This window comes from Microcoleus sp. PH2017_05_CCC_O_A (genome assembly GCF_020738785.1).
Taxonomy (GTDB): domain Bacteria; phylum Cyanobacteriota; class Cyanobacteriia; order Cyanobacteriales; family Microcoleaceae; genus Microcoleus.
The window spans coordinates 20886-45641 of the sequence record NZ_JAEQCB010000084.1 but is presented as its reverse complement, the minus strand read 5'-3'; the positions used below and the strand labels follow the sequence as shown (position 1 = coordinate 45641).

The following is a 24756-nucleotide window of genomic DNA, read 5'->3' as shown; positions in this document are numbered from 1 at the left end:
TCGATTATGCAGGAACCACCGCAAATTAAAAATCCCAGCATTACTCTCTATCCTTTCCACCTGCGGTATGATAGCGATGAAGGCTACGGCGAAGTAGCCAAAAATGCTCAATCCCTGTGGGAAAATTTAGCAGATAATGTCGGCACACAATTTAACAGCAACGAACTAAAATCTCTCAGAGACAAGCTAGTTTGTTACAAAGACAAACAGTATTATCCTCAAGGCGAACAGGAAAAACCCAATAATCGCGAACTGCTGATTCCCGATGGCAAAACTCTGGATTTACAACCAATTACTCAGCCAGATAACCAGAAACTTGATGGTTCAATTTATGCCCTGCGAATTCACGATACTTATACCGCAGATTTGACATTTTACTATCGAAATGCGACAATCAAAGTAGCTGACTTAAATCAATTAAATCCCCAAGGTTGTTTGTTACCAAACGCAATTAAACCGTCCCTAGGACAAACTTTATTGTTGTACGCCGCACCAGCAGTTTATGGTACTTACCGCAAGCTAGCTGACGAATCCGTTACAGCTTTTGTCCACAATCAACAGCAAGCATTACCAGAGTTTCGCGCGTCAGGGATATTATTTGGGAGTCCGATTTTTGAGTATAACAGCCGCGAAGATGATGCGTCTAAACGATGTCACATTCTAGTATGGTTACAAGAGAATCCCCAAACTTTGCAATTCGCAACCCCAACGTTTAATTCTTATTTGATGAATCTGTTGTGTTCTCGTGCTAAAATTGTATTTGTGTATCGCGAAGCTCGGAAAAGATATCGCAATGCACAGAAAATTGTGGGCGAGTTAGAGAAGAAGCTTCCTGAATTCAGTGAAATTGAAAGGGAACAAGATAGACAAGTTAAGTTGCTGAAGTTAAAGGATTTGTTGGCTGAAGTTAGGACTAAAATGTTAGCTTGTGCTCAGCAAGTGCGGTATTTGCAGGAAGACAGAAATACGATCGACATTAATGCTGAAAATTATGGCGAGAGTTTGACCAGAATTAAAAGTTTGTCCATCCCAGGCGATAATCTGGATTTTTGGCAGAAGTTTCTAGATTTGGCTGAGGGTAAGTATCAGCGGCAAATTGAAATTGATTTGAATTATCTGATTGCTAGTCAAGATTTGTTCCAGCAGTCGATATCTACTGTGCGCGGGATGGTGGAAATCGAACAGGTGGATTTCGATCGCGAACAAGAAGACAATGAGAAAAAGCGCGATCGCCAACTTGAGAATATCATCTTTTTTGTCGGAACTGCGATCGGTGGTGGCCAAATCTTCTCCGCAGCCTATCCTCTCATCAAGGATACACCGATTAAATGGCAACCGGATTTTTCTCTCCCGCTACATCCCTTTGCTGCGACAATTCTCTGGAGTCTGCTATTTGGCTTAGTATTTGGCTGGTTAATGCTGGGTATCGTCGCCCCGTTGATTAGGAAAATATTTCGATAGTAGCGCTATAATGGTTAATAACTAATGACAAACGACTAATAACTATGGTACAATTAACCGCAAAAATATCCGCCAAGGAATTAGCAAATTTAGCCGTAAGTTTGATTCGGAAAACAGGTTGCGAATACGGTGATGTGCGTTTTTGCAGTTACCGACGGCAAAGTTTGTATGCGCGCGATCGATCTTTAAGCAATATCTCTGATAATGTAAGTTCCGGTTTTGGCGTGCGAGTGCTGCTAGACGGCGCTTGGGGCTTTGCCGCCAGTCACAGCAAAACACCCGCAGAGGTTGCCAGAATAGTCGCTTTGGCTGTTGAAATCGCTAAAGGCAGCCGCTTGACTCAAAAGGAACCGGTGCGCTTAGTTCCCGTCGAAAAATATGTCGATACTTACATTACTCCGATCGCAATTGACCCATTTTCTGTACCCGTTGCTGACAAAGCCGAACTTTTATTAACCATCAACGAGCGACTGCTAGCCCACGATTCACAAGGCATCAAAAAAGCTTATTCTTTTTTGCAGGCAAACCGCGAAGACAAGGTTTTTGCTTCCACAGAAGGCTCGCTAATCGAACAAACAATCTACCGCAGCTATCCGGGTTTGGGCTGTACCGCAATTGCGGGCGGCGATGCCCAAAGTCGCAGTTACGAACGCCCGCCCCTAAACATCGGTTACGAACACATTAATCCCGATGATTTGCTTAGTCAAATAGACAGAGTTGCAGCCGAAGCGATTGAGAAAGTCGCTGCGCCGAAAGTTCCGGCTGGTATTTGCAAATCCCTGATTCTCAAACCTACAAATTTGTTTCTGACAATCCACGAATCAGTCGGGCATCCCACGGAATTAGACCGAGTTTACGGCTACGAGTCAAATTTTGCTGGCACGAGTTTTGCTACTACTGATAAATTGAATAAGCTGCAATACGCTGCACCTTGGGTGAACTTTAAGTGCGATCGCACTCAACCGGCCGGCCGCGGTACAATGGGTTACGACGATGAGGGCGTAAAATCACAGGATTGGTACGTTGTCAAGGATGGAATTTTAGTTGATTATCTCACTGATAGAGAAACAGCTTATCGCCTCGGACGCGGTAGCAGCAACGGTTCTGCTTGCGCTGACAGTTGGTCGAGTGTACCGATGGTGAGAATTCCGAATTTGGGATTGGAACCAGGCCCGGATGGCGGCAGTCATACTGCTACTTTGGATCAGATGATTGCTGATACGGAAGATGGGATTTTAATTGACGGTATTGGCAGTTTTTCGATTGACCAACAACGGCGCAATTTCCAATTCGGCGGCAATGCTTTCTGGAAGGTGGAAAAGGGTAAAGTTGTCGGAATGTTGAAGGATGTAACTTATCATTCGATGAGCACTGATTTTTGGAATCAAGTAGATGCGATCGGGCCTGCTTCGGAACGGGTTCAATGCGGTACTAATATGTGCGGTAAAGGTGAACCGATGCAGGTTGCTCAAATGACTCACGCTTGTGTGCCGGTGCGGGTTAGGGATATTCAAATTGGGTAATTGGTAATTGGTAATTGGTAATTGGTAATTGGTAATTGGAAGTAACAAATAACCAATTCAAAATTATCAATCCCCAATTATCAATTTCTAATTCCGAATTCCCCATTACCTATTCCCCATTCCCCATTACCTATTCCCCATTCCCCATTCCCCATTACCTATTCCCCATTCCATCATGATTTTAACAACATCTTCCGCAATTTTAAGTGAAGACCAAGCCTTATCTTTGGTAGAAAAGGCAGTCAAACAATCGGAAGCCGAAGCGGTATTTGTCAGTCTCTATACTGGCGAAGAATCTCTCTCCAGATTTTCGGAAAATCAAATCAGCCAAAATATTAGCAAGACTGTATTTAGGCTCAACATTACTAGCTATTTCGGCAATAAAAGCGCTTCTGCATCTGTGACAGATTTTGATGAAGATACGATCGCCCAAACGGTCAAACGATCGCAGGAATTAGCCAAAATTGCCCCCGCAGACCCCGAATGGATGCCCTTGCTGCCCCCTCAAACCTACGATTTACCCCTGCCCGCGTTTGATGAAGCAACGGCGGCTGTATCGCCTCTAGCCCGCGCTGAAATGGTGCGACAAGCTTGTGCGATCGCATCTCAGGAAGGTGCAGATGCTTCCGGTACTTTGAGCGCTGAAACTTCGCTGTACGCGATCGCCTCGTCAACCGGACTCCGCGCCTGCAACCATTCTACAGAGGCGAATTTCGGCTTTACAGCCCGCATCGGAGACGGTTCTAGCTGGACGGAAAGCACGGCTTGGGGTATCAATCAACTACCAGTAGCGGCATTAGCAGCGCAAGTTGTCGATCGCGCGAAAGCATCCCGCAACCCCCGCGAAATCACTCCGGGCGTGTATCCTGTAATCTTTGATGGCGCTGCGTTTGCGGATTTGTTACCGTGGATTATTTGGGGTATGGATGCGCGGGCGGCGGATGAAGGGCGATCGTTTATGTCGATCGCAGATGCAGCCGGGAAACCCGCTGGAAACCGCGCTGGTGAACAACTTTTCAGCCCGTTAGTGCAGGTACAGCGCGATCCGAGTCATCCTTTGTTGCGATCGAATAATTTTTTCGGCGATGGATTGAGTAATAGCTATTTGGAAATCATCAAAAATGGCGTTCCTCAAAGTTTATCTTATTCCCGCTACTGGGCAGCACAAAAAGGCAAAGAATCAAAAGGTGCTTATTACCCGATCGCGATGACAGGTTCCGACCAAAGTTTAGCACATTTGATTGCTCAAACCGAGCGAGGAATTTTAGTTAGTCGGGCATGGTATGTCAACTATGTCAATCCCAAGACATCGGAAGTAACCGGCATGACTCGCGACGGTACTTTCTGGATTGAAAATGGTAAGATTGTTTATCCGATTAAAAATTTCCGTTTCAATCAAGTTTTACCTGATATGTTGCGCGATGTCGATGCAGTTACCGAGGCGAAACGTTACGGCGGTAATGTCGTGCCCGGAGTGCGCGTGAAAGCTTTTAATTTCACCAGTATTACTGATAGTTTGTAACTCCATATTTCCCATAATTTGTAGGGGCGGGTTCACCAACAATAATTGCCTAAAACCCATAATCTCGTAAACCCGCCCCCACCCAAAATTCCCCATAATATGTAGGGGCGGGTTCACCAACAATAATTGCCCAAAACCCACAATCTCGTAAACCCGCCCCCGCCCAACGACAAATTATAATCTACCTCTTCAATCCGATCGAAAAATGCTGCAACTAGACATCCGTGAAGTCAACAACCAACAAGAATTAGCAGAAATGTTCGATCAGCGGTGGTTGGTTTTGCGATCGCCCCTGGGCATGGAAAGAGGTAGCGAAAGGGACGATCGCGAAAACGGTGCTTGTCATATCATAGCAAAGGGCGATCGTACAATTATCGGATCGGGCAGACTCCGAGAATTATCCCCTGAATTGGGAAGCATCTCTTATATTGCTGTACTTCCTGAATTTCAAAACCAGGGAATCGGCACTAAACTGATGGAAAAACTGATCGCACAAGCTAAGGAAAAGAATTTCAAAACTGTTAGATTAATGTCTCGTATTAACGCCGTTAAATTTTACAAAAACCTCGGATTTATAGAAAAAGACAATCCCTTTGACTACCTGGGAATCCCGCACATATTCATGGAGTTGAAGACGGCGGTTGAAACCGCGTCTATACAGACAAAACCCGCCTCCGCGGGTTGAACACAACGGTTGAAATTAGGTTATTTTATTTAGTCCGCGGAGGCGGACATCGTTTGTGTAGACGCGGTTTCAACCGCCGTCTTATCTCTACGAAAATCCCGAAAAGGATAAATCACAAACCTTGACTCCTCTTTCTTCGAGTAAAAGTAAGAATATTTTACCAAATATTTGACAAACTCTGACTCTTGCTTAGCGCCGCAGGAACCTTTCAACCTGACTGTTTTAGCTTCATCTTTAACCAACTCAGCCCGATAGATATAAGTGCCATCTACGTTTTCAAAAGTTAATTCAGCAACAAAATCATCATTTTCAGGATTTTTATCTACAATACAGCCTGAGACTTTGTAGTTGAACCAATCCCACCCGTAGCGGATGATGAATTCTCGTTCCAAAACCTGAATTTGGTTCGGCAAAATCCCCCAACCCCGATAAACCTGATTCAAACATTCAATATCGCCCGATCGCGTTAGAATAGATTTGAACGAAATGCGATCGAGATTTCCGTAATATCTACCGTCACGCAAATCAATCGCAGTCGGCGCCATGCGGTGTCCGCCAAAATGACTAGATTTCCAAAGACGAACATCACTCAATTCTAACTCCGAAACCAAAGCCGTTGCTTGGGCATAAAAAGGATTGCCATATCTCGCGCAACATCTATCATGACTCCCGTGAGTGCAAACCAAAATATCTCTACTTGGGTTATTTTCAACTTCGCAATCCGGGACTTCTCCAGCTAAATAGCTTTTGACAATTGCCGCTACTTGCTCAATATTACTCGCGTTAAATTCGTATTTTTCGTAGCCCTCAAAAAGTGCTTGACTTTTGTTATCATAAATCAACACTTTGCGCTGATCGGCACATTTAGTTTGGTCGCTATTTATCAACAAAAATCTAATTTTTTGCTTTGAATGCTCTACTTCCTCCACCAAATCCCTGAGATTCTGGGGCACTTGTTTGGAATCAAAAGCTTCTGATTCCCAAGGCAAGCAGCATTCAATCAATATATAGGTTTGGTAATTAGTACCACTCCCAATAATATCCTCTTCAACGCATTTAGAAGCATCGGCGCAAAAAAAAGTATCCGGCATTTTTTACCTCGTTATGTGTCATAAATTACTCTTTTAACAACCCATTCATTACAGCTAGTACCCTTCTCTAGTTTTAACCAACAAAAATCACTCCGTCAACTACTAACTTAGACAAAAGTGGCACTACATCTATTTCCCAATCATAATCTGGCAACCAATCCATCACATCTTCTCCTGTAAAAAATTCTGTACTGAATAGATTGTCCATAAATTTCTCCGTTACTCCTTTCAGAGATACTTCTTTACCTCCAACAACAACTTTGTATCCACACCCGTCAGGCAATTCGCGAATTCTCACCCGCAGAAACTTGGGAATCCTAAACTTAGTTTGAATCCCGTAGGGGAAAATGTTGAACCCTGCTTGATAAGGGAGAGAGTATTTCGCCACTGGTTTTGCTAAACTGTCAAGGTAGCTGCTGTACTCTTCTCCAAGATTTTTACTATTTGCGTAGCGGTGCAATTCAGTAATTAAATTATTTACACTTACATCAATGGAATCTGGATTTATTCGCAGCGGTAAACTTTGACGCCACTCTTCTTGTTGTCGCAATTCGCCCACCAACCATTCTAAAACGTCAATTCCAGTTTTGCAGTGAATTCCTAATGTTAAATGCAGCGACGGTTCATCTGAAGCAACTGCATAATGCCAATGTCCGCGCGGTATGTAAAGCATATCTCCGGGATGCAAAGTGCAGGTTAAATACGGTGGAGTTTCTGGTGGCGAAAATGCGGAGGATTTTTGGTCGATCAGCGGGTATTTAATTGTGTCGGCAAATACATACCACTGCTTAATCCCGTCTGTTTGCAAGATGAAAACTTCGTGGGTATCGTAGTGGGAAGAAAACCCCTGTTTTTCTGGCCAAGAACAATAGGCATTTACTTGGTTTGGATAACCTAAGTCTGCTTTTATTTCTGCTGCAAATTCAGCTATTTCTGGGATGAGTTTGTGAACTTGATTGACGATTAAAGTTGCTCCCGATTGGCACAGTTTTATGAGATTGACGTTTTCGCTGGCGTCGAGAACTTTTCCTGCTACTGCTAAGCGAATGTCGGGATATTTTAATTCGTGAAAGTTGAGCAGGTAGTTGAGTTTTTCCCAGGAAAATAAATGTGCAAAGTCTTTTTTCCCTTCGCTGGGAATGACAACTGCTTTGTTTGTCCAGTTGTTATTTAGAAAATCTTCGAGATTGTATGGTTTGATTAAATTGGCGATCGATCGCATAAATTCTATTGATAAAACTTCTCAATAAATTTTGAACAATTGAATAATTGAGGACAATGCTTTACGCTTGCCCTCAATTACTCCACATTTCCCGACAGACAACAGTAAAATCTACTACTTGTTGCTTGGGGATGCGAAGTCTAACTGAAAAACCTGCTATTACTCGTTGGTAACATCGCTGCCATCGGCATCAACATTAAGCGCAGAAGAGATATTTTTAGCTGTGGCGTGCTTGGCAATTTCCTTGACTTCTACTTGGATTTTGCTAGCGCGGGACAGTTTGAGAGCAGATCCGTTGATTGCCTTTGACATAATGGTCTCCAATTGTTGTATGACACCCATTTAGCTGAAATTTTCCCTGACTGTGACGTTAGGGCTTGAATTCTCAACTTTGACTAGAAGCCTAACATGAAGTCAATAAAATGTGCAAGTAGTTAAGAATACTTTTCAACAAGCGGGCTGCAAGGGTACTTCAGACCCCTTGCTAACCCAGTTGACAATTAAGCACAAATCCTCTCTAGCTATTGATTCTGGACATTCAGTAGTCGCGGGCTAGCCCGATCGCCCTTACGCACATACTGCTAAACCGGCAATCCACTCTTGACAATAAGTAGTAAAAATATCAGTCTTTTGAAACAGAGGCATCTACCTTAAGGTAGAGTGTTGTTTGTGAGACTTAGGATTAAAACGAGCTACTATCTAATTTGGGCGATCGAGAAAAACCGATTCCCAATCCCCAACCACCTATAGCGGTTATCAGAAAGATGAGGTATGTTGTTGGGCTTTAGCCCTCTTAGCTTAAGGGTGATAATAAGCTGTCAGTCATACCTCATCTTTTTGAGAAAGGCTATAGCTATTTCTTCCCTCCTACATCCGTTAACATCCGTTAACATCCGTTACATCCGTTACATCCGTTACATCCCGTACATTGCTCGCTGCCGAACTTCCTTCGTAATCATCAATGAATCAATATTTTGCTACAGTTGCGCGCGGTTTAGAAACCATTGCCGCCCAAGAATTAGAAAGTTTAGGGGCGCAAGATGTCAAGCCCGATTTTACAGGAGTTTACTTCGCGGGCGATCGCGCTTTATTGTACCGCGTCAATCTGTGGTCGAGAACTATTTTTCGAGTGCTAATGCCGATCGCCGAATTCCGGTGTTACGACTCAAATATGCTCTACCGCGAAGTCCAGAAAATTCCTTGGGACGAATACCTAGAGCCTCACAATACATTAGCAGTCAACTGTACCGGTGGCAACGAAAATTTAAATCACACCCACTTTACAGCTTTGCAGGTCAAAAATGCGATCGCCGACCAACAGCGCCTGCAATTTAACAAACGTTCCAATGTTGATGTCGAAAATCCCGACTTACTAATTAACCTTCACATCCATCGAGACCGCGCTATCTTGAGCTTAGACAGTTCCGGCGGCAGTTTGCACAGGCGGGGATATCGCCCCGCAATGGGGCTGGCTCCGCTCAAAGAAACCCTGGCTGCGGCTTTGTTAGAGATGGCAGAATGGACGGCAGATTTACCATTTTTAGACCCGATGTGCGGTTCGGGAACATTGCCCCTGGAAGCCAGTTTAAAGGCTTTGAACATTGCGCCTGGATTGTTTCGAGACAAGTTTGGATTTATGACGTGGCGCGATTTTGACGAACCTTTGTGGGATAAATTGTGGGCTGAAGCTGAAAACAGCGAATTGCCCGAACTTAAAGAAATAATCGCCGGGTGCGATCGCGATTCTGATATGTTAGATCAAGCTCGCACCAACGCCCAACAAGCAGGTATTTCAGGTAAAATTAAGTTTGCTCGTACCGAGTTATCCGAGTTGGAAGCACCGACAGATAGAGGCGTTCTGATTTGCAATCCTCCCTACGGAGAGCGCCTGGGAGATGCTAGCGAATTGGGAGATTTGTACAAGATGTTGGGCGATATTTTCAAGCAGCGTTTTAAAGGTTGGAATGCGTTTATTTTGACTGGAAATAAGGAGTTGGGTAAACAGGTTGGACTCAGAACATCGAAGCGAATTCCGGTTTTCAATGGCTCGATTCCCTGTACTTTGCTCAAATATGAACTGTATTGAGGAGTTCTAGTAAATATCAACTCTAGCTGACAAAATGACGTATTGATTGGAAAAGATTAGGCAAAATGAAAATCTTTGAAGTAGACAGACACAAGCTCATATTGGGAGATGTGTTAGAAGTCCTTTCTCATGAAATTAAAGACAACTCAGTCGATTTGATTTTTGCCGATCCTCCCTATAATATTGGCAAAGACTTCAATGGTTTTAAAGACAAGTGGGAATCAGAGAGCGATTATTTAGAATGGAGTTATACCTGGTTGAATTTATGTATTGATAAGCTCAAGCACAACGGCAGCTTGTATCTGATGGCTTCAACTCAATGTATGCCTTACTTCGATTTATATTTGCGCGATCGTTTGACAATTCTTTCACGAATAGTGTGGTACTATGACAGTTCGGGAGTCCAAGCAAAAAAATACTACGGTTCTCTGTACGAACCTATTTTATATTGTGTCAAAGACAAACGAAATTATACATTTAATTCCTCCGATATTCTGGTAGAGGCAAAAACCGGCTCAGTCAGAAAACTAATTGATTACCGCAAGTCTACACCATCAGTATATAATTCTCAAAAAGTTCCAGGTAATGTATGGGAGTTTCCGAGAGTCAGATATCGTATGCCTGAGTACGAAGATCACCCTACCCAAAAACCAACATCTTTGTTAGAACGAATTGTCAAAGCAAGTAGTAATGAGGGAGACGTTGTATTAGACGTATTTTCTGGGACTTTTACCACATCATTTGTTGCCAAACAGCTTAAGAGAAAGTCAATCGGAATAGAATTACAAAACAAGTATGTAGAAATAGGATTAAATAGGTTACAAGCTACTTATAATGACAAAAAAGAGCAGCAAACATCGGAAATAAATCCTGGTGAAACTTCACCCACACAGTTAACACTTAACTTACAACTTTGATTCAATGGAACACGAGTTTACTAAAACAATCAAGCAAATTTTAGCAGAAAATTTGGGCGCGTCTGGCGAGCAAATATTTACTGGAAGCGAGCTAATTCAATATTTGAATATCAAAACTAAATCTGCAAATAGAGGCTCAAAATCAAGAGGGAGTTTTGCGAATTTATATGCTATCTATGTTTTAGTTGAAGACTATTTTTTAAGAGGTTTTCATCAAAGCGATATGTATTCAGATTATGCAGGTGCAGTTTATACAAATATTTTTAAGAGACAGCGCGAATTACCGTTTGGACAAAAGCTTCAAAACCATGCTTTGAACCACAGGCTTAATGAAGAATTTAAAAGATATTTTCCTACTTGTGACTTTATCCCAGTTCTGAGAAATCCCAAAACTAACAGGTATTGGTTTAACGAAAATTTATTAAAAGTTAAAATTCAGGAAAATGTACATAACATAGCAGAAACAGTAATTCAAATCATTGATGCCTACGTTGAAGCTAAGAGAGATAGCTTTGAAAAATTTCTTCAACTTTGTAAAGAGGCTCAAGCATTGACCCAGAAGCAAGTAATACAATTTATCAAACAAATAGTTGCACCAACTGTAGATGCTAGAATATTCGAGATAGTCAGCTACAGTATCTTAAAATACTACTATAGTGACATATGTATCTATTGGGGTTATGAGCTTGATAGGCTCCAGCAAGAAAATTTACAACTGTTTAAAACAGGTCGGACAAATGCAAATGATGGCGGAATTGATTTTGTAATGAAGCCTCTAGGACGTTTTTTTCAGGTAACAGAAACTGTAGACATGAATAAATATTTCCTAGACATTGATAAAATTGAAAGGTATCCGATAACATTTGTAGTTAAATCTTCAGATTCCGATATTGAGATTAGACGTAAAATTGAAGCGCAGGCTCGAAAACAGTATTCAATAAATGCGATCGTCTCGCGTTATATGGAATGTATAGAAGAAATAATCAATGTTGCTATTCTGATAGACAGATTTGAAGAAGCTGTTGCCAAAGGGTATTTAAATAATATATTAAATGAAATTATCAAGCAGAGCAAATTGGAATTTAATTATGAGGATGATGAAGAAAATTTAGAAATTGAACTGTTAGACACTTCCCTCGAAGATGAATGATTCAATTTCAACTAATATTGTTTGCAATAAGGACTAAAGTCCTTACTACAAACATCACTAATTACTGAAAATTAATGCTCGATTTTGAGCGAAATAATCTTGTCGCCTTGGCGGATCGCATTCACGACAGACATATCCTCAGTTTTGCCAAAAGTTGTGTGAACTCCATCTAAATGAGACTGGGGAGAATGGCAAATAAAGAATTGGCTCCCACCCGTATCGCGGCCTGCGTGAGCCATCGATAAAGTGCCTGCCAAATGTTTGTTTGAGTTGATTTCACACTTGATTTTGTAGCCGGGCCCGCCTATTCCAGTGCCTTTGGGACAGCCGCCTTGAACCATAAAGTTAGGAATGACTCGGTGAAACAATAGTCCGTCGTAAAAACCTTTTTCCGCCAAGTCAACAAAATTTTTCACTGTATTCGGCGCATCCGCATCGAACAGTTCTAAATTGATTGTACCTTTGTCGGTTTCCATAATAGCGCGGGTCATAATTTCTCCTTGCTTCCTAAAATGAGTGTGCTGTCTGCGTTTTAATTGCGGACTTTGGTTTAATAGCGAAAGGTTTTAAGCTGTCGCTATATTTTGACTTTCAGAAGTGTAGCATACTCCGGCAAATCTCATAGGACTTCGGCAGGCTTTCTGAGCAAACCCGGTTTCGGGCGAGATTTGTGGTTAGCAAAGCCAACATTTTCCCAGAAACAAGGTTTCAGAGGGTAAGTGCTATTTTAATTGTCGATCGCTTTTGGGCGATCGGGTTCTTCCTGCATATCGTTCATATTAAAAATGAAAGGAACCCGACTCGAATTGCTACCCATAACCAATACCTTTGGCATCTGAGCGCCGCCGCTTCTCCAAGCTTCGATCGCCTCTTTTTGCAGAACCAAATCGCCGCCTTGAGCCTTCAGAGTTTCCGCCAAAAGTCTTTGAGCTTCAGCCCTACCTTGAGCGCGGTTAATATCAGCTTGAGCCTGCTGTTCAGCTTCTTGAGCAACATAAACAGCCCTTTGCGCCCGCTGTTCAGCAACCTGTTTCTCCTCAACCGCCTTCGCAAAATCTGTGGAGAATCTAATGTTAACAACGCTAGTATCAAGCACGATTACATCATACTTTGATAACCTTTCCTTAAGTGCACTATCAAAGTCTCGTTTCAGTTCGCTTCTTTGAGTAATAGATTGTTCGGCGGTTCTCAGCGCAGCGGCTGTTTTAAATGCTTCTTGCGTCTGAGGAGCAATAATTTTAGAAACTATATTCTCTAAAGTTCCTTGAGTCCTTCTGACATCTACTACTTTGGCAGGATCGAGGCGAAAATTGATCGCAAAACTAGCATTTAAATCCTGAAGGTCTTTAGTAGCACTCTGGGCGGGAACTTCAAATTTTTGCACTGTGACATCGTAGACATCTACCTTAGATATCAGCGGGGGTCTGAAGTGAAATCCCTCTAACAACGCTCCATCAGTCGCTTTTCCTAAAATGCTAACCACCCCTGCTTCACCTGGATTGATGACAACAAAAGAGTTGAAGCCCAGGAGTAGCGCGACTACTAATAGAATTCCAGCGATCGCTGACGTTACGCTCTGGAAACTTTGACTTTTCAAAATATACGCTCCTTTGTGATACATCTATTATAATGGTAATATACCTATTGTGAAAATCATTGTCCGAAAATTTGATTCAAAAGACTTTTACAATCTAGTCTAATGAATTGGCTGGCCTCTAAAATCTCAAATATAAAATCGGTTATGGAAATTGTCAAATATCCTAGAACTTATCACATCGAAGGTTCGCGTTTCCAGCCGGGAGATGAAGACCTCGACAGCGTGCCTTTTAGCGCTATTGCCGATCGCCCTTTAATTATCGAAGAAAAGGTAGACGGCGCCAATACAGGCATCAGCTTCGCGCCAGACGGGCAAATGCTGCTGCAAAGTCGCGGCCACTATCTCACCGGCGGCCCGCGAGAAAAGCATTTTAACTTATTCAAACAGTGGGCTTTCAGTCTCAGCGGAGTCCTGGGAGAAGTGCTGGGAAATCGTTATATTTTGTACGGGGAATGGCTTTATGCCAAACACACAGTTTTTTATGATTTTCTGCCGCACTATTTTATGGAATACGACGTGCTGGACTTGGAAACCAGTCAATTTTTGAGTACAGAAGCCCGCCGTCAGTTGTTAAGCAGAGTGCCGTTAGTGTCAGTTCCTGTTCTTTTTTCAGGAGTAGTCAAATCGCCCAAGCACATGATGCAGTTTATGGACAAATCTAATTTTATTCAACCTGGACATTTGGAGCGGTTGCGCTTGCAGTGTCGGGAATTGGGGTTAGATGAAGAGCGGTCTTTGAAGGAGACTGACAATAGCGATCGCATGGAGGGTCTGTATATTAAAGTCGAAGCAGATGGAATTGTCAAGGCGCGTTACAAGTACGTGCGCGCTAGCTTTTTGACTGCGATTAAAAATGCGGAGGGACATTGGCTGAATCGCCCGATTATACCGAATATTTTGCGTCCGGGTGCTGATTTATTTAATTTTAGCTAAGAGTCGGCGGTTGAAACCGCTGCTACACAAACAATGTCCGCCTCCGCGGACGAAGAAATTGCGTTATTAATAAATAGGTGAAACTATGACTGCTTTATTATCACACTCTGCAACTTGGACTTTTCCCTTTTGTCCAGAACCGCCCGATTGGTTCCTAGATTGGGAAAGCATTTACAATCATTTCGATTGGATTCAAAACTTAGAAGGATGCCAGCAAGATCCGATTTATCACGCTGAAGGTGATGTCTTAATTCATACCAAAATGGTCTGCGAAGCCTTAATATCCTCCCCCAAGTGGCGACAGCTTTCTGCGCCAGAACGTTCAATGGTTTTTGCTGCGGCTTTGCTGCACGATGTCGCAAAACCTGCTTTTACAAAGATAGAAGAAAATGGCAGAATTAGCTCGAAAGGTCACGCCCGTCAAGGTGCGAGGATGGTCAGACAAATTTTAGCTCAATTTGACCCGCCGGTGCAGTTTATCATTCGGGAGACTGTTTGCGCGATCGTCCAATTCGGCAGTTTACCCATCTGGCTGCTAGACAAACCCAACCCGCAGCAGTCTGTAATTAAGGCTAGTCAAGTTGTCCGCTGCGATTTCCTCGCACTTTTAGCAGAAGCAGACGTGCGCGGCCGCGAGTGTAGCGACAGACAAGAAATCCTAGATAAAATACAGCTATTTCGGGAGTTTTGTCAAGAAAATAATTGTTTGGATTCTCCGCGACAATTCGCCTCAGACCACAGCCGATTTATCTACTTCCGCAAAGACAACGGAAACCCCGATTATGAAGCATTTGATGATACTCGATGCGAAGTTGTTTTGATGTCGGGATTACCCGGAAGCGGTAAAGATTATTGGATTAAAGAAAATCTACCCAATTGGCCTGTTATTTCCTTGGATGCGCTGCGAAGAGAGATGAACGTTCCTCCCGATCGAACTCCCGGAAATGTCATCGTAGAAGCTAAAAATCGTGCGCGGGAATACATGAAATCGGGACGTTCTTTTGTGTGGAATGCCACCAATACGACTAAACAAATGCGCCAGCAATTAATTAATTTCTTTGCTGGTTATCAAGCGCGTATTCGGATTGTTTACCTGGAAGTTCCCCTACAAGAAGTATTGCGGCGGAATCGATCGCGCACAGCAGCAGTCCCAGAAGCAGCCATTCAACGATTGGCTAATCGCCTCGACATTCCCGATCGCACGGAAGCGCATCAGGTAGAGTGGATTGTAGACTTCTTGCAAAAGTCCTTTTAATCAAATGTTAGTAGGTATAAGTTGGTCGCCTCCCATCCCAATTAGCGGGCGAACTTTCTCAAAAGGCACCTCGTATCCGTAAGCAGCAAACGCCTCTACCCAAGCTTGAGCGTGAGCATCTTTGCTGAGTATGAGGGATAAATTCGGGGGAAGAGAGGATTTTCGATTTTCGATTTGGGATTGATTCCACGGATAAATCACGTGGCGGGTACCACCTGTGAAATTCGCTTGTCAACATCGAGAATTACTGCTTGCAATTCCATAACTTATTGGCTGTTAGTGATGACAATAATTATTGCAAAAATCTCGTTTGTAGTAAGGACTTAAGTCCTTAAATAATTAACAAATCAGGGACTCAAATCTTTCTTAGGTACGTAGTTGCGCTTCAGCGCTCTTTCATAGATATAAGCAAAGAGCGCTGAAGCGCAACTACGTACCTTTATTAAGGTGACAGTTGCGTCCAAGACTTAATGAGTCAATCGAGGGCTGAAGTCCCTACTACGAACCTTGAGTTTTATAACTTTCCTCTGTCCAGCAGCGCGGCAGGACTTCCCCGGAGGGAAAAACCAATTTATTCTTCTCAAAAGTAGTCGGCTCTTGCTCCTCTTCACCTGCTTGACTTTTGCCGCCCACCTCTGTTTTTGTAGGGCTGACTAAAGTCGCGATATCGATGATTTCTATCAAGTCGCCGGATTCTTTTTCTTGTAAAAGCATAGTTTCTCCTTGTGAATTAATGGTGAATTATGGTTTGAGAACAACTTTGATGCACTTGTCTTTTTTGTGTTTGAAAATCTCGTAAGCGTCGGGCGCTCGATCCAATTTCATACGGTGCGTAATCACGAAGGTTGGGTCAATTTCGCCTTTTTGAACGCGATCGAGCAAAGGGCGCAAATAGCGGTGAACGTGCGTCTGTCCCATTTTGATGGTCAAGCCGGCGTTGCTTAATCAGGGTATGAAAAAAATCAGTTGAAAATCCCCAAGCTTTGTCGATACTGGTTTCTCTGACTGGCATATTAGCCTTTCATACCGTGAATCAGGAACTCCCTATTTTTGCAAGATGTCTATTATCAACTCGCACGTCATTTGCTCCGTGCCAGCAAAGAGCTTTCATTATTGTGTTCTCCTCTACTTAACTCCCAGATTTTTGATTCTAAATCTTAAATTTACTCCGCAGCTAAATCACTTGGCTGGATGCTTTAATTTTAAGCATATAAGATGTGGCATCTCTCTATCCGAGGTATAATTTATAAATCTATCTTTCGGCTGTTTTAAGTTGTAAAAAAGGTAGAGTTTATCCCAGAGTAAATTGCAATAAATTTAGCATTATTGTTTTAACAGCTAACAGGGATGGCTGAGGTTGTTTTTGGCGATCGCCAGTCGCTGCTCTCTCATATCGTGTCCGCTCGATTAACCGCACGCGCGGTTTGTAGTGCGGACTTCAGTCCGCAGGATAAGAGCGGACTGAAGTCCGCACTACGAACGGCACTACGAACGGCACTACGAACCATATAACTGGGCTCGCATCTTGAGAATCGCGCACCCTGCTGGAGGAGGATTAATCGTCAAAAATTGTATCATTAGCTATAGCTAAAAGCCGAGCTTGCGCTAAAGTTGTTAAAGATCAAAATTTATCGATCGCCTTTTATGCCTTACACTGCATCTACCCCAACAGACCCCAGTCAAGCCAACATCCCCAATGCCGACCACCGCCTATTAGAATTCACTAAGCTGACGCCGATGATGCAGCGGTATGTGGAAGTGAAAGAACAGTATCCCCACGCACTTTTATTGTTTCGAGTCGGAGATTTTTTTGAGTGTTTTTTTCAAGATGCAGTGACGATTTCGCGGGAATTAGAACTTGTTTGCACTAGCAAAGAAAGCGGCAAAGAAATCGGTCGAGTGCCGATGACAGGAGTGCCGCATCACGCCCTCGATCGCTACACTTCTGTGTTAGTAGAAAAAGGCTATGCTGTAGTAGTTTGCGACCAAGTTGAAGATGCCTCGATCGCCGCCCGCGAAGGCCGCCAAGTCAAGCGCGAAATCACCCGCATTCTCACTCCAGGAACTTTGACGGATGATGGAATGCTCAAACCCCGACAAAATAACTTTTTAGCAGCAGTCGTCATCGCTGGGGAACATTGGGGATTGGCTTATACTGATATTTCTACGGGAGAATTCGTCACTACCCAAGCCGACAGTTTAGAACAATTAACATTAGAATTGCTCCGTTTGCAGCCTTCGGAAGTCCTGGTTCCGACTAATGCGCCGGATTTGGTGACGATGTTGAGACCCGGAGAGAAATCCGAGCATTTACCCGATTGTTTGCCGAATTCGTTTTGCTATTCTTTGCGATCGCAAATCCCGTTTACTTTGTCCGAAGCAAAACAGCGAATCCTGCAAAAGTTCAAAGTGCGATCGCTCGAAGGCCTCGGATGCGCGCACCTTTCCCTCGCAGTGCGCGCCGCCGGCGGTTTGCTGCAATATCTCGAAGAAACTCAAAAAGAAAAAGCAGTTGCTTTGCAAAGATTGCACACTTACACACTCACCGATTTTCTGATACTAGACTATCAAACCCGCCGCAATCTCGAAATTACTCAAACAGTCAGAGATGGCGTGTTTCACGGTTCGCTGCTGTGGGCTATAGACAAAACCAGCACCGCCATGGGAGGCCGGGCTTTGCGCCGCTGGGTGCTGCAACCTTTGCTCAGCATTAAAGGTATTTGCGCCCGCCACGATACGATTCAAGAATTAGTAGAAAACAATCCGCTGCGCCAAGATTTGCAGCAGTTGCTGCGCCAAATTTACGACATCGAAAGACTCACGGGGCGCGCCGGTTCTGGAACCGCTAGCGCGCGGGATTTGGTCGCTTTAGCCGATTCTCTCTCAAAATTACCCCAACTGGCGGCGATCGCAACTGAAGGAATCTCGCCCTATTTAAAAGCGCTGCAAAATGTCCCGCCCATTTTAGAAGAGTTAGCAACTCAAATTCACGCTTATTTAGTTGAGGAACCGCCGATTCATTTAAAAGAAGGAGGTTTGATTCGATCGGGCATTAATCCCATGCTTGATGAGATGCGCCACACTGCATCAGCCGATCAAGAATGGATTGCCCGTTTAGAGGCTAACGAACGGCAACGCACCGGAATTTCTAATTTAAAAGTCGGCTACAATAAAGCTTTCGGCTATTACATCAGCATTACCAAATCGAAAGTTGACCAAGTACCGAACGACTACACCCGCAAGCAAACTCTCACCAATGAAGAACGCTACAGCACAGAAGAATTAAAAGAAAGGGAAGTGCGAATTCTGACGGCGCGGGAAGATTTAAATCACTTGGAGTACGATATTTTTGCGAAATTGCGATCGGAGGTAGGAGAACACGCCGAAATTATTCGCAACGTTTCCCGCGCGGTGGCGGCGGCGGATATTTTGTGCGGTTTGGCGGAAGTAGCGGTTTATCAAGATTACTGTCGCCCGATGATGACAGAAAGTCGGGAAATTAAAATTATTGAAGGTTGTCATCCGGTGGTGGAAAAGTCTTTACCGCCGGGATTTTTTGTCCCTAATTCGGCTTTTTTGGGTCGGGAAGCAGCGCTAAGTCGCCCAGATTTAATTATTTTAACTGGGCCGAATGCTAGCGGCAAGAGTTGTTATTTGCGCCAGGTTGGTTTGATCCAGTTAATGGCGCAGATGGGCAGTTTTGTCCCGGCGAAGGCTGCGACTTTGGGAATTTGCGATCGCATTTTTACCCGTGTCGGCGCCGTGGACGATTTAGCAACCGGTCAGTCTACGTTTATGGTAGAAATGAACGAAACTGCCAATATTCTCAATCACGCGACGCCGAAATCATTGGTTTTGTTGGATGAAATTGGTAGGGGAACGGCAACGTTTGACGGGCTTTCGATTGCTTGGTCTGTGGCAGAATATTTAGCCAGCGAGATTCGCGCGCGGACGATTTTTGCGACTCACTATCACGAGTTAAATGAGTTAGCTTCTATTTTGGATAATGTGGCAAATTATCAGGTGACTGTGAAGGAATTGCCGGATCAAATTGTATTTTTGCACGAAGTTCACCCCGGCGGTGCTGATAAGTCCTACGGAATTGAAGCGGGGAGGTTGGCTGGTTTACCGCCGTCGGTGATTGATAGGGCGAGACAGGTGATGAAGCAGATTGAGAAACATAGCAAAATTGCGATCGGGCTGCGGAAGGGTGTTAAGAAAGATGGTAAAAAAGAGTCGGAGGGACAACAGTTGGATATATTTGACGATTAAAATTGTCCCCAAAAAAGGTTCGTAGTTCCTACAGATTCAATAAAGGTACGTTGTTGCGCTTCAGCGCTCTTTCTGTATATACATGAAAGAGCGCTAAAGCGCAACAACATACTTCAAATTATTTGCCATTTTGCAACTTTCTTACCTCTTTGTGCACGCTCATCCCAATTTCTAGAGCCTCATTTAGCAACCGGCCGTATTCGCTCGCCCGATCGCTCACATCCAGCGCCATCAAAGCCGCCAAATTACTTTCAATATTAGCAAATAACTCGTAACGGCGACCAATGAATTTCTGATTTTCCCTGAGAATCCTTTCTGTTTTCAAAGCACAGACTAAACTTTCTCTAGTAATTTTTAAGGCCTCAATTGCATCTTGTCGATTAATTAAATTGGCTTGTAAATTGCCAGCAGCCGTTAGGCGATCGATAATATCTAAAGCCTTAATCACCTCATGATACTTCTCAACTTCATCCAAGAGACCCGCCAGGGTTGCTAAAGGCTTTGCTTTTACCCATTTATAGACATTCCAAACAACAGTAATCGCCAGGGACAAACCCAAAGTTATTTGTAAAACCCGGACAAATATCTCAGCATCGCTAAAACCAACTTGATTTCTATTGGCCAGCAAAGCAACCGGGAGCGAGACAACAAGCGTCACGCAAAATATCAGCAACTCGTGCAACAAAAGAGCAAACAGATTTTTGCCGTCCCGGAGTGTAGCAGGGCGATAAAAATTCCCTGAAAAACCGTCGCTCAAAGCTATTCCGCTCAAATCTTCCAACTCCTTTTCAGGAATTATCAACTCATCCAAATCCGCTTGTATCACTAGGGCAAATCTCCTTAAATTAGCATTAATTAAAATCCTCCCAGAGACCTAATTGAATCCCACAGACTCATATAAAAATTGCTGTCTCGGCTTCGGAACAGTTGAAAAGCTTGTCCCGGTGCGCCAAAAAACGGTCTCAGCGTCCATCCCAACTGACTGCCCACAAACGCATACAGTCCCAACCAAAACCGCAAAATATTTAGCCTGATGTCTTTTCCTTCCGCATCTTGTTCGGACAGAAAGTGCATTCCTTGATAAATGAAGCTGACCCCCAAAAATCCTGTGATTGCCATGATAGCAACATTTAGCAGCAGATAAAAATTGTAATTGGTACTGCTGATCAGAAAAAATAGGCTGACAGGTGCAAATCCAAACAGCAAAACGCTAATCATCGCCATTGCTGTCATCAACAATGTCAAATACTGTTCAAAAGTTCGTTTTGAACCAAACATGACATTAAAAAAGTACAGTGTAGGAAAGCAGATAATCAGCGTCAGTAAGTAAAGCGCTGGCAGCTTGATTGCTGAAACCAGACATTGCATCCACGTACTAGATGCGCCTAATATCGCTCCGTAAATCCCAAAAAATATGGTACTGGAAATTAACAAACCAAAAATTTTAGATTTGAGCTTAACACCGTCGCGAATTTCTTCGAGAAATTGTTGCCGTTCCCGCAGCAAATACATTACTACTGAAAAATATTTCACGGGTTCTCCTTGTGACTGATGCGACTCCGAATCAGTCATAACTCAAGCTGAGTGCGATCGACAATCTTGCCAACTGGAGGCACTCTATGTTAACCGATTATTCTTCCAGATACGGGACTCAGACAACTCCCATTATCTAGGGTTCCATGCACGCCACACCATACCGCTATTGACTCTCGGCTGGATATTTCTAGTCAAATTGTATTCAAATTCTAGTCAAATTGTGTTCAAAAAGGGCGATCGGGCAGTCACTTGATACTCAGTTTGGTCGTTTTGTCGTCAATTTGTATCCAATTTCTAGTCTTTTTGACGCCCCACCCAGCCAAAAAATCGGCAATAAAAAACCCCAAACCGTTGATTTCTCGTTGGTTTGAGGCTTTTTGTTTAATAAGCGGGTGGCGGGAATCGAACCCGCATAGTTAGCTTGGAAGGCTAAAGTTTTACCACTAAACTACACCCGCATTCACACAGAACCTAAACATACCACAAGCTTCTGAGAATTGCAATAGGCCCGTGCAAAATTTCTCAAGTTCTCCTTGAAAGTGGTTGAATAGGGACTCGTAGCCTCCCAAATCCCCTCTTCCACGCTACTAAAGGCTTTACGGATGGAAATAAGCGTAGATTTGCTGCGCCAGACGCGGGCCAATCCCAGAAACTTCCGCCAACTGTTCGGGAGTTGCTAAACGCAGGTAGTCGATCGACCGAAAATGCGCTAACAACAGTTTTTGGCGGTGGTGCCCCAATCCCGGAATGTCATCTAAGCGCGATCGCTTCATTCTCTGACTTCTTTGATCTCGGTGAAAACTCACAGCAAACCTGTGCGCCTCATCCCGTACCCGCCGCAGTAATTGTACACCCGGTTGCTCAGAATTAGTTGGCAGCGGCAAAGATTCCCCCGGCAAAAATATCTCCTCTCGCTGCTTCGCCAAACTCACAACCCGCAACTCCTCTAACAAATTCATCTCCCGCAAAACAGCCACAACTGCTGACAGTTGACCTTTGCCACCGTCTATCATAATCAAATCCGGTTTGTCAGCAATATTAGGAGAAACTGAAGACAAATTACTGACTTTTTCCGCTTCTCCTAAATCGCTAAATTCATCTTGCTTCTTGCTGTTTCCTTCTGCTTCTTTAAGCCTAAATCGTCTGCCGATAACTTCTGCTAAACTAGCAAAGTCGTCAGAATGACCGGATTTAATTTCAGGATTTTTAATTTTGTAGTGGCGGTAGTGTTGATTTGCTGGTAAACCATCTATAAATACCACACGGGAAGCTACCGCATCCGAACCTTGAATGTGAGAAATATCGTAACCTTCTATGCGGTGCGGCATTTCTGGTAAATCGAGAATTTCGGCTAAATCTTGCATTGCTTGAGAATTGCGATCGCTCAATCGTTGCATTCTCGCCAATTCATACTCAGCATTGCGTTCCACCATCTCAATTAACTCCGCCTTAGTTTGGCGCTGCGGAGTCAAAATAGTCACTTTTCGCCCCTTGCGATTGCTCAACCAATCTGCTAATATTTCGCCTTCTGGTAAGTCGTACTGCACAGAAATTTCGCTGGGAATTTCTACGGCTTCGACATTTTGATAATGTTCCTCCAAAACTCGCTGCAAAATCGCTCCCGCTTCTACCCCCCCTCGTTCCCCCCCTTGGTAAGGGGGGGAGGTAAGAGAAGGTTGAGATAATTCTTGTCCCCCATCGATCGCGGGTTGAGACAACTCTTGCGTCTCCTTCGTAAGGGGTTGAGACAACTCTTGCCCCCCCTTAGCAAGGGGGGGTTGGGGGGGTATCTCCGCCATAAAGCCCAGTCTGCCGACTAATTGACCTGCACGAATCTGGAATAATTGAATGCAGGCGTGCTGCGTGTCTGCTGCCAGGGCGATCGCATCCCTGGAAACGGTATCATCTGGTAAAGACACTTTTTGACCCGCGCTCAAAGATTGCAAACCCTTAATTTGATCGCGAATCCTGGCCGCAGTTTCAAAGTTCAAATCTTCGGCTGCTTGTTCCATTTGTGGTTCCAGAATATCCAGCAATTCCTGAGTCCTTCCCTGGAAAATCATGGCTACCTTTTGGATGATTTTTTGGTAATCTTCCGCAGACATTAACCCTTGACAAACACCGACGCAGCGGCCGATATCGTAGTTCAGACAGGGACGGTCTTTAAATAGCGGTTGAGGGCGCTGTCGCAAGGGGAAAATCCGCTTAATTAAATGCAGCGTACTCCGCAGCGCCCCTGTATCGACGTAGGGGCCGTAGTAGCGGTCTTTCGCACTACCCGCGCGGCGTTTGCGGGTGATGAAAATGCGCGGGTATTTTTCCGACCAAGTTATGCACAAATAAGGATATTTTTTATCATCTTTGAGGAGGACATTAAAGTGAGGTTGATGCTGTTTGACGAGGTTGGCTTCTAAGGCCAAAGCTTCTGCTTCTGTGTCGGTGGCGATGAATTCGATTTCGCGCACTTGCTGTACCATCATCGCGATGCGGGGACTGAGGTTTTGGCTTTCGCGGAAGTAGGAACGGACTCGGTTTCGGAGTTTTTTGGATTTGCCGATGTACAGGATGCGATCGCTCTCGTCGCGCATTAAGTATACACCAGGAACTGCCGGAATTTCTTTGAGGCGGCTTTCTAGGCGTTCTGCATCTTTAATTAGTGGCAGCGTTTTTGTGGACGGCATATAAATTTGAGATTTTATGACTTATATCTACTATTGTAACGCTGTTATCTGGGTCAAGCGAATCAATCACAAATCAAAACCGCAGATTTATTATTATCTACCTTGTCCAACGGATATTTATCCTTAATAAATTCTTGCAGCAAATCAAAAAAAGTATCAAAAGCCTGACTTTCATCTGTTGAATAAAACAGAATAACTTTAGCCCAAGAAGCGGAGGTGTTAACAACAAATCTTTTTTGCAGCCAAGGCTGAAATTCGGCAAACTCTTCCTCTTGTTGTGTGACAGGGGTTTCCAGCAAATCGCGGGCGTGTTGATAGCCACACAAGAACATAAATAGGTTGCTGATTGAACGGGAACCGATGTACATTCCCGGTTTCTTTTGAATGCGATCGAGTAATTCGTAAAATGTAGTCATTATTTATTCCTTCCCTTGTGACAATATACAATTAAAAGCTGTCAATTTCTTCGATAATAAACTGACCACTCGGACAGTCAAAGTCTTTTATCCATTCTTCTCTAGTCAGTCCGGTAGTTGACAAATTATCAAATACTTTGCTGCGAACCTCAATCCCATAGTGTGTACCATTCTGAGTAATCGGTGTTCTGCCTTCTTCCCAGCGTTGACTCACAATAAAATATCCTCGTCCTACCAACTTTAGTTGAAGATGAATCCCGTTAATGCCGTTCGCCTTTAACCAATGTTTAATAGTTTCAGCACATTCAGCGCACTGCAATAGCTTAAACTTCCTTACGATCGAGGCTATCTCTTGATAGATTTCTTCATCACAAAATTGTGAATTGCTTGACATTATATCCTATCTCTA

At 43.7% G+C, this 24756-nt stretch carries 24 protein-coding genes and 1 tRNA gene; 10 read left to right on the top strand and 15 right to left on the bottom strand.

Annotated features, from left to right (window positions below; genetic code table 11):
- Positions 1 to 6: 6 nt before the first annotated feature.
- Both JGK20_RS20220 and JGK20_RS20215 read left to right on the top strand, forming a co-directional pair.
- Positions 7 to 1461 (top strand): hypothetical protein, encoded by a 1455-nt coding sequence (locus JGK20_RS20220; RefSeq protein WP_293192585.1) that lies wholly within the window; start codon positions 7 to 9, stop codon positions 1459 to 1461.
- A 44-nt stretch (positions 1462 to 1505) separates the two neighbouring features.
- Complete coding sequence (locus tag JGK20_RS20215) at positions 1506 to 2984, top strand: TldD/PmbA family protein (RefSeq protein ID WP_293186282.1); 1479 nt, start codon at positions 1506 to 1508, stop codon at positions 2982 to 2984.
- Here JGK20_RS20215 and JGK20_RS20210 read toward each other — a convergent pair.
- Positions 2962 to 3090, bottom strand: a complete 129-nt coding sequence (locus JGK20_RS20210; protein ID WP_293192581.1) for a hypothetical protein — start codon at positions 3088 to 3090, stop codon at positions 2962 to 2964. The genes JGK20_RS20215 and JGK20_RS20210 overlap by 23 nt on opposite strands.
- A gap of 69 nt (positions 3091 to 3159) precedes the next feature.
- On the opposite strand from JGK20_RS20210, the gene JGK20_RS20205 reads away from it, so the two are divergent.
- Positions 3160 to 4506 carry a TldD/PmbA family protein gene (locus JGK20_RS20205; RefSeq protein WP_293231891.1) on the top strand — a complete coding sequence of 449 codons (1347 nt, stop codon included), beginning with the start codon at positions 3160 to 3162 and terminating at the stop codon, positions 4504 to 4506.
- 205 nt (positions 4507 to 4711) lie between these two features.
- On the top strand, positions 4712 to 5191 hold the full coding sequence (locus JGK20_RS20200) for a GNAT family N-acetyltransferase (protein WP_293192577.1): 480 nt from the start codon (positions 4712 to 4714) through the stop codon (positions 5189 to 5191).
- A 29-nt stretch (positions 5192 to 5220) separates the two neighbouring features.
- On the opposite strand, the gene JGK20_RS20195 is transcribed toward JGK20_RS20200, so the two are convergent.
- The 3 genes from JGK20_RS20195 to JGK20_RS20185 form a co-directional block, all read right to left on the bottom strand.
- On the bottom strand, positions 5221 to 6282 hold the full coding sequence (locus JGK20_RS20195; protein WP_293226271.1) for a sucrase ferredoxin: 1062 nt from the start codon (positions 6280 to 6282) through the stop codon (positions 5221 to 5223).
- A 73-nt stretch (positions 6283 to 6355) separates the two neighbouring features.
- Entirely contained in the window at positions 6356 to 7504 is a 1149-nt protein-coding gene (locus JGK20_RS20190) for a cupin domain-containing protein (RefSeq protein WP_293192573.1), read from the bottom strand.
- 159 nt (positions 7505 to 7663) lie between these two features.
- Positions 7664 to 7816 (bottom strand): hypothetical protein, encoded by a 153-nt coding sequence (locus JGK20_RS20185; protein ID WP_293186292.1) that lies wholly within the window; start codon positions 7814 to 7816, stop codon positions 7664 to 7666.
- Positions 7817 to 8465: 649 nt separating this feature from the next.
- Between JGK20_RS20185 and JGK20_RS20180 the strand changes: the two genes are divergently transcribed.
- From JGK20_RS20180 to JGK20_RS20170, 3 genes are all read left to right on the top strand, one after another.
- Positions 8466 to 9590, top strand: a complete 1125-nt coding sequence (locus JGK20_RS20180; RefSeq protein WP_293231889.1) for a THUMP domain-containing protein — start codon at positions 8466 to 8468, stop codon at positions 9588 to 9590.
- 65 nt (positions 9591 to 9655) lie between these two features.
- Positions 9656 to 10507, top strand: a complete 852-nt coding sequence (gene yhdJ, locus JGK20_RS20175; protein WP_293186295.1) for an adenine-specific DNA-methyltransferase — start codon at positions 9656 to 9658, stop codon at positions 10505 to 10507.
- 4 nt (positions 10508 to 10511) lie between these two features.
- Positions 10512 to 11657 carry a restriction endonuclease gene (locus JGK20_RS20170; protein ID WP_293198823.1) on the top strand — a complete coding sequence of 382 codons (1146 nt, stop codon included), beginning with the start codon at positions 10512 to 10514 and terminating at the stop codon, positions 11655 to 11657.
- 71 nt (positions 11658 to 11728) lie between these two features.
- On the opposite strand, the gene JGK20_RS20165 is transcribed toward JGK20_RS20170, so the two are convergent.
- Positions 11729 to 12148, bottom strand: a complete 420-nt coding sequence (locus JGK20_RS20165; protein WP_293198821.1) for a peptidylprolyl isomerase — start codon at positions 12146 to 12148, stop codon at positions 11729 to 11731.
- A 236-nt stretch (positions 12149 to 12384) separates the two neighbouring features.
- On the bottom strand, positions 12385 to 13254 hold the full coding sequence (locus JGK20_RS20160; RefSeq protein ID WP_293198819.1) for a prohibitin family protein: 870 nt from the start codon (positions 13252 to 13254) through the stop codon (positions 12385 to 12387).
- A gap of 144 nt (positions 13255 to 13398) precedes the next feature.
- On the opposite strand from JGK20_RS20160, the gene JGK20_RS20155 reads away from it, so the two are divergent.
- Positions 13399 to 14187 (top strand): RNA ligase family protein, encoded by a 789-nt coding sequence (locus JGK20_RS20155; RefSeq protein WP_293231887.1) that lies wholly within the window; start codon positions 13399 to 13401, stop codon positions 14185 to 14187.
- An 85-nt stretch (positions 14188 to 14272) separates the two neighbouring features.
- A complete protein-coding gene (locus tag JGK20_RS20150; protein WP_293231885.1) occupies positions 14273 to 15442 on the top strand; it encodes an AAA family ATPase in 1170 nt (389 codons plus the stop codon).
- On the opposite strand, the gene JGK20_RS20145 is transcribed toward JGK20_RS20150, so the two are convergent.
- From JGK20_RS20145 to JGK20_RS20135, 3 genes are all read right to left on the bottom strand, one after another.
- Entirely contained in the window at positions 15443 to 15643 is a 201-nt protein-coding gene (locus JGK20_RS20145; RefSeq protein WP_293231883.1) for a hypothetical protein, read from the bottom strand.
- A 297-nt stretch (positions 15644 to 15940) separates the two neighbouring features.
- On the bottom strand, positions 15941 to 16156 hold the full coding sequence (locus tag JGK20_RS20140) for an acetyltransferase (RefSeq protein ID WP_293231881.1): 216 nt from the start codon (positions 16154 to 16156) through the stop codon (positions 15941 to 15943).
- 27 nt (positions 16157 to 16183) lie between these two features.
- The gene (locus tag JGK20_RS20135) at positions 16184 to 16372 is read right to left on the bottom strand and encodes a hypothetical protein (RefSeq protein WP_366039216.1); all 189 of its coding nucleotides are present in this window, start codon (positions 16370 to 16372) and stop codon (positions 16184 to 16186) included.
- Between the two features lie 714 nt (positions 16373 to 17086).
- Here JGK20_RS20135 and mutS point away from each other — a divergent pair.
- Positions 17087 to 19714, top strand: a complete 2628-nt coding sequence (gene mutS, locus JGK20_RS20130) for a DNA mismatch repair protein MutS (protein WP_293186320.1) — start codon at positions 17087 to 17089, stop codon at positions 19712 to 19714.
- 118 nt (positions 19715 to 19832) lie between these two features.
- Here the strand turns inward: mutS and JGK20_RS20125 are convergent, their stop codons facing one another.
- From JGK20_RS20125 to JGK20_RS20100, 6 genes are all read right to left on the bottom strand, one after another.
- A complete protein-coding gene (locus JGK20_RS20125) occupies positions 19833 to 20540 on the bottom strand; it encodes a hypothetical protein (RefSeq protein WP_293213105.1) in 708 nt (235 codons plus the stop codon).
- A gap of 29 nt (positions 20541 to 20569) precedes the next feature.
- Positions 20570 to 21286, bottom strand: coding sequence for an actin-binding WH2 domain-containing protein (locus tag JGK20_RS20120; RefSeq protein WP_293231879.1), 717 nt, complete (start codon positions 21284 to 21286; stop codon positions 20570 to 20572).
- Between the two features lie 351 nt (positions 21287 to 21637).
- Positions 21638 to 21708 (bottom strand) — tRNA-Gly (locus JGK20_RS20115).
- 138 nt (positions 21709 to 21846) lie between these two features.
- Positions 21847 to 23931, bottom strand: a complete 2085-nt coding sequence (gene uvrC / locus JGK20_RS20110; RefSeq protein WP_293231877.1) for an excinuclease ABC subunit UvrC — start codon at positions 23929 to 23931, stop codon at positions 21847 to 21849.
- Positions 23932 to 23993: 62 nt separating this feature from the next.
- Positions 23994 to 24347, bottom strand: coding sequence for a hypothetical protein (locus JGK20_RS20105; RefSeq protein WP_293186311.1), 354 nt, complete (start codon positions 24345 to 24347; stop codon positions 23994 to 23996).
- 31 nt (positions 24348 to 24378) lie between these two features.
- Positions 24379 to 24741 carry a papain fold toxin domain-containing protein gene (locus JGK20_RS20100; RefSeq protein WP_293186312.1) on the bottom strand — a complete coding sequence of 121 codons (363 nt, stop codon included), beginning with the start codon at positions 24739 to 24741 and terminating at the stop codon, positions 24379 to 24381.
- Positions 24742 to 24756: the final 15 nt, after the last annotated feature.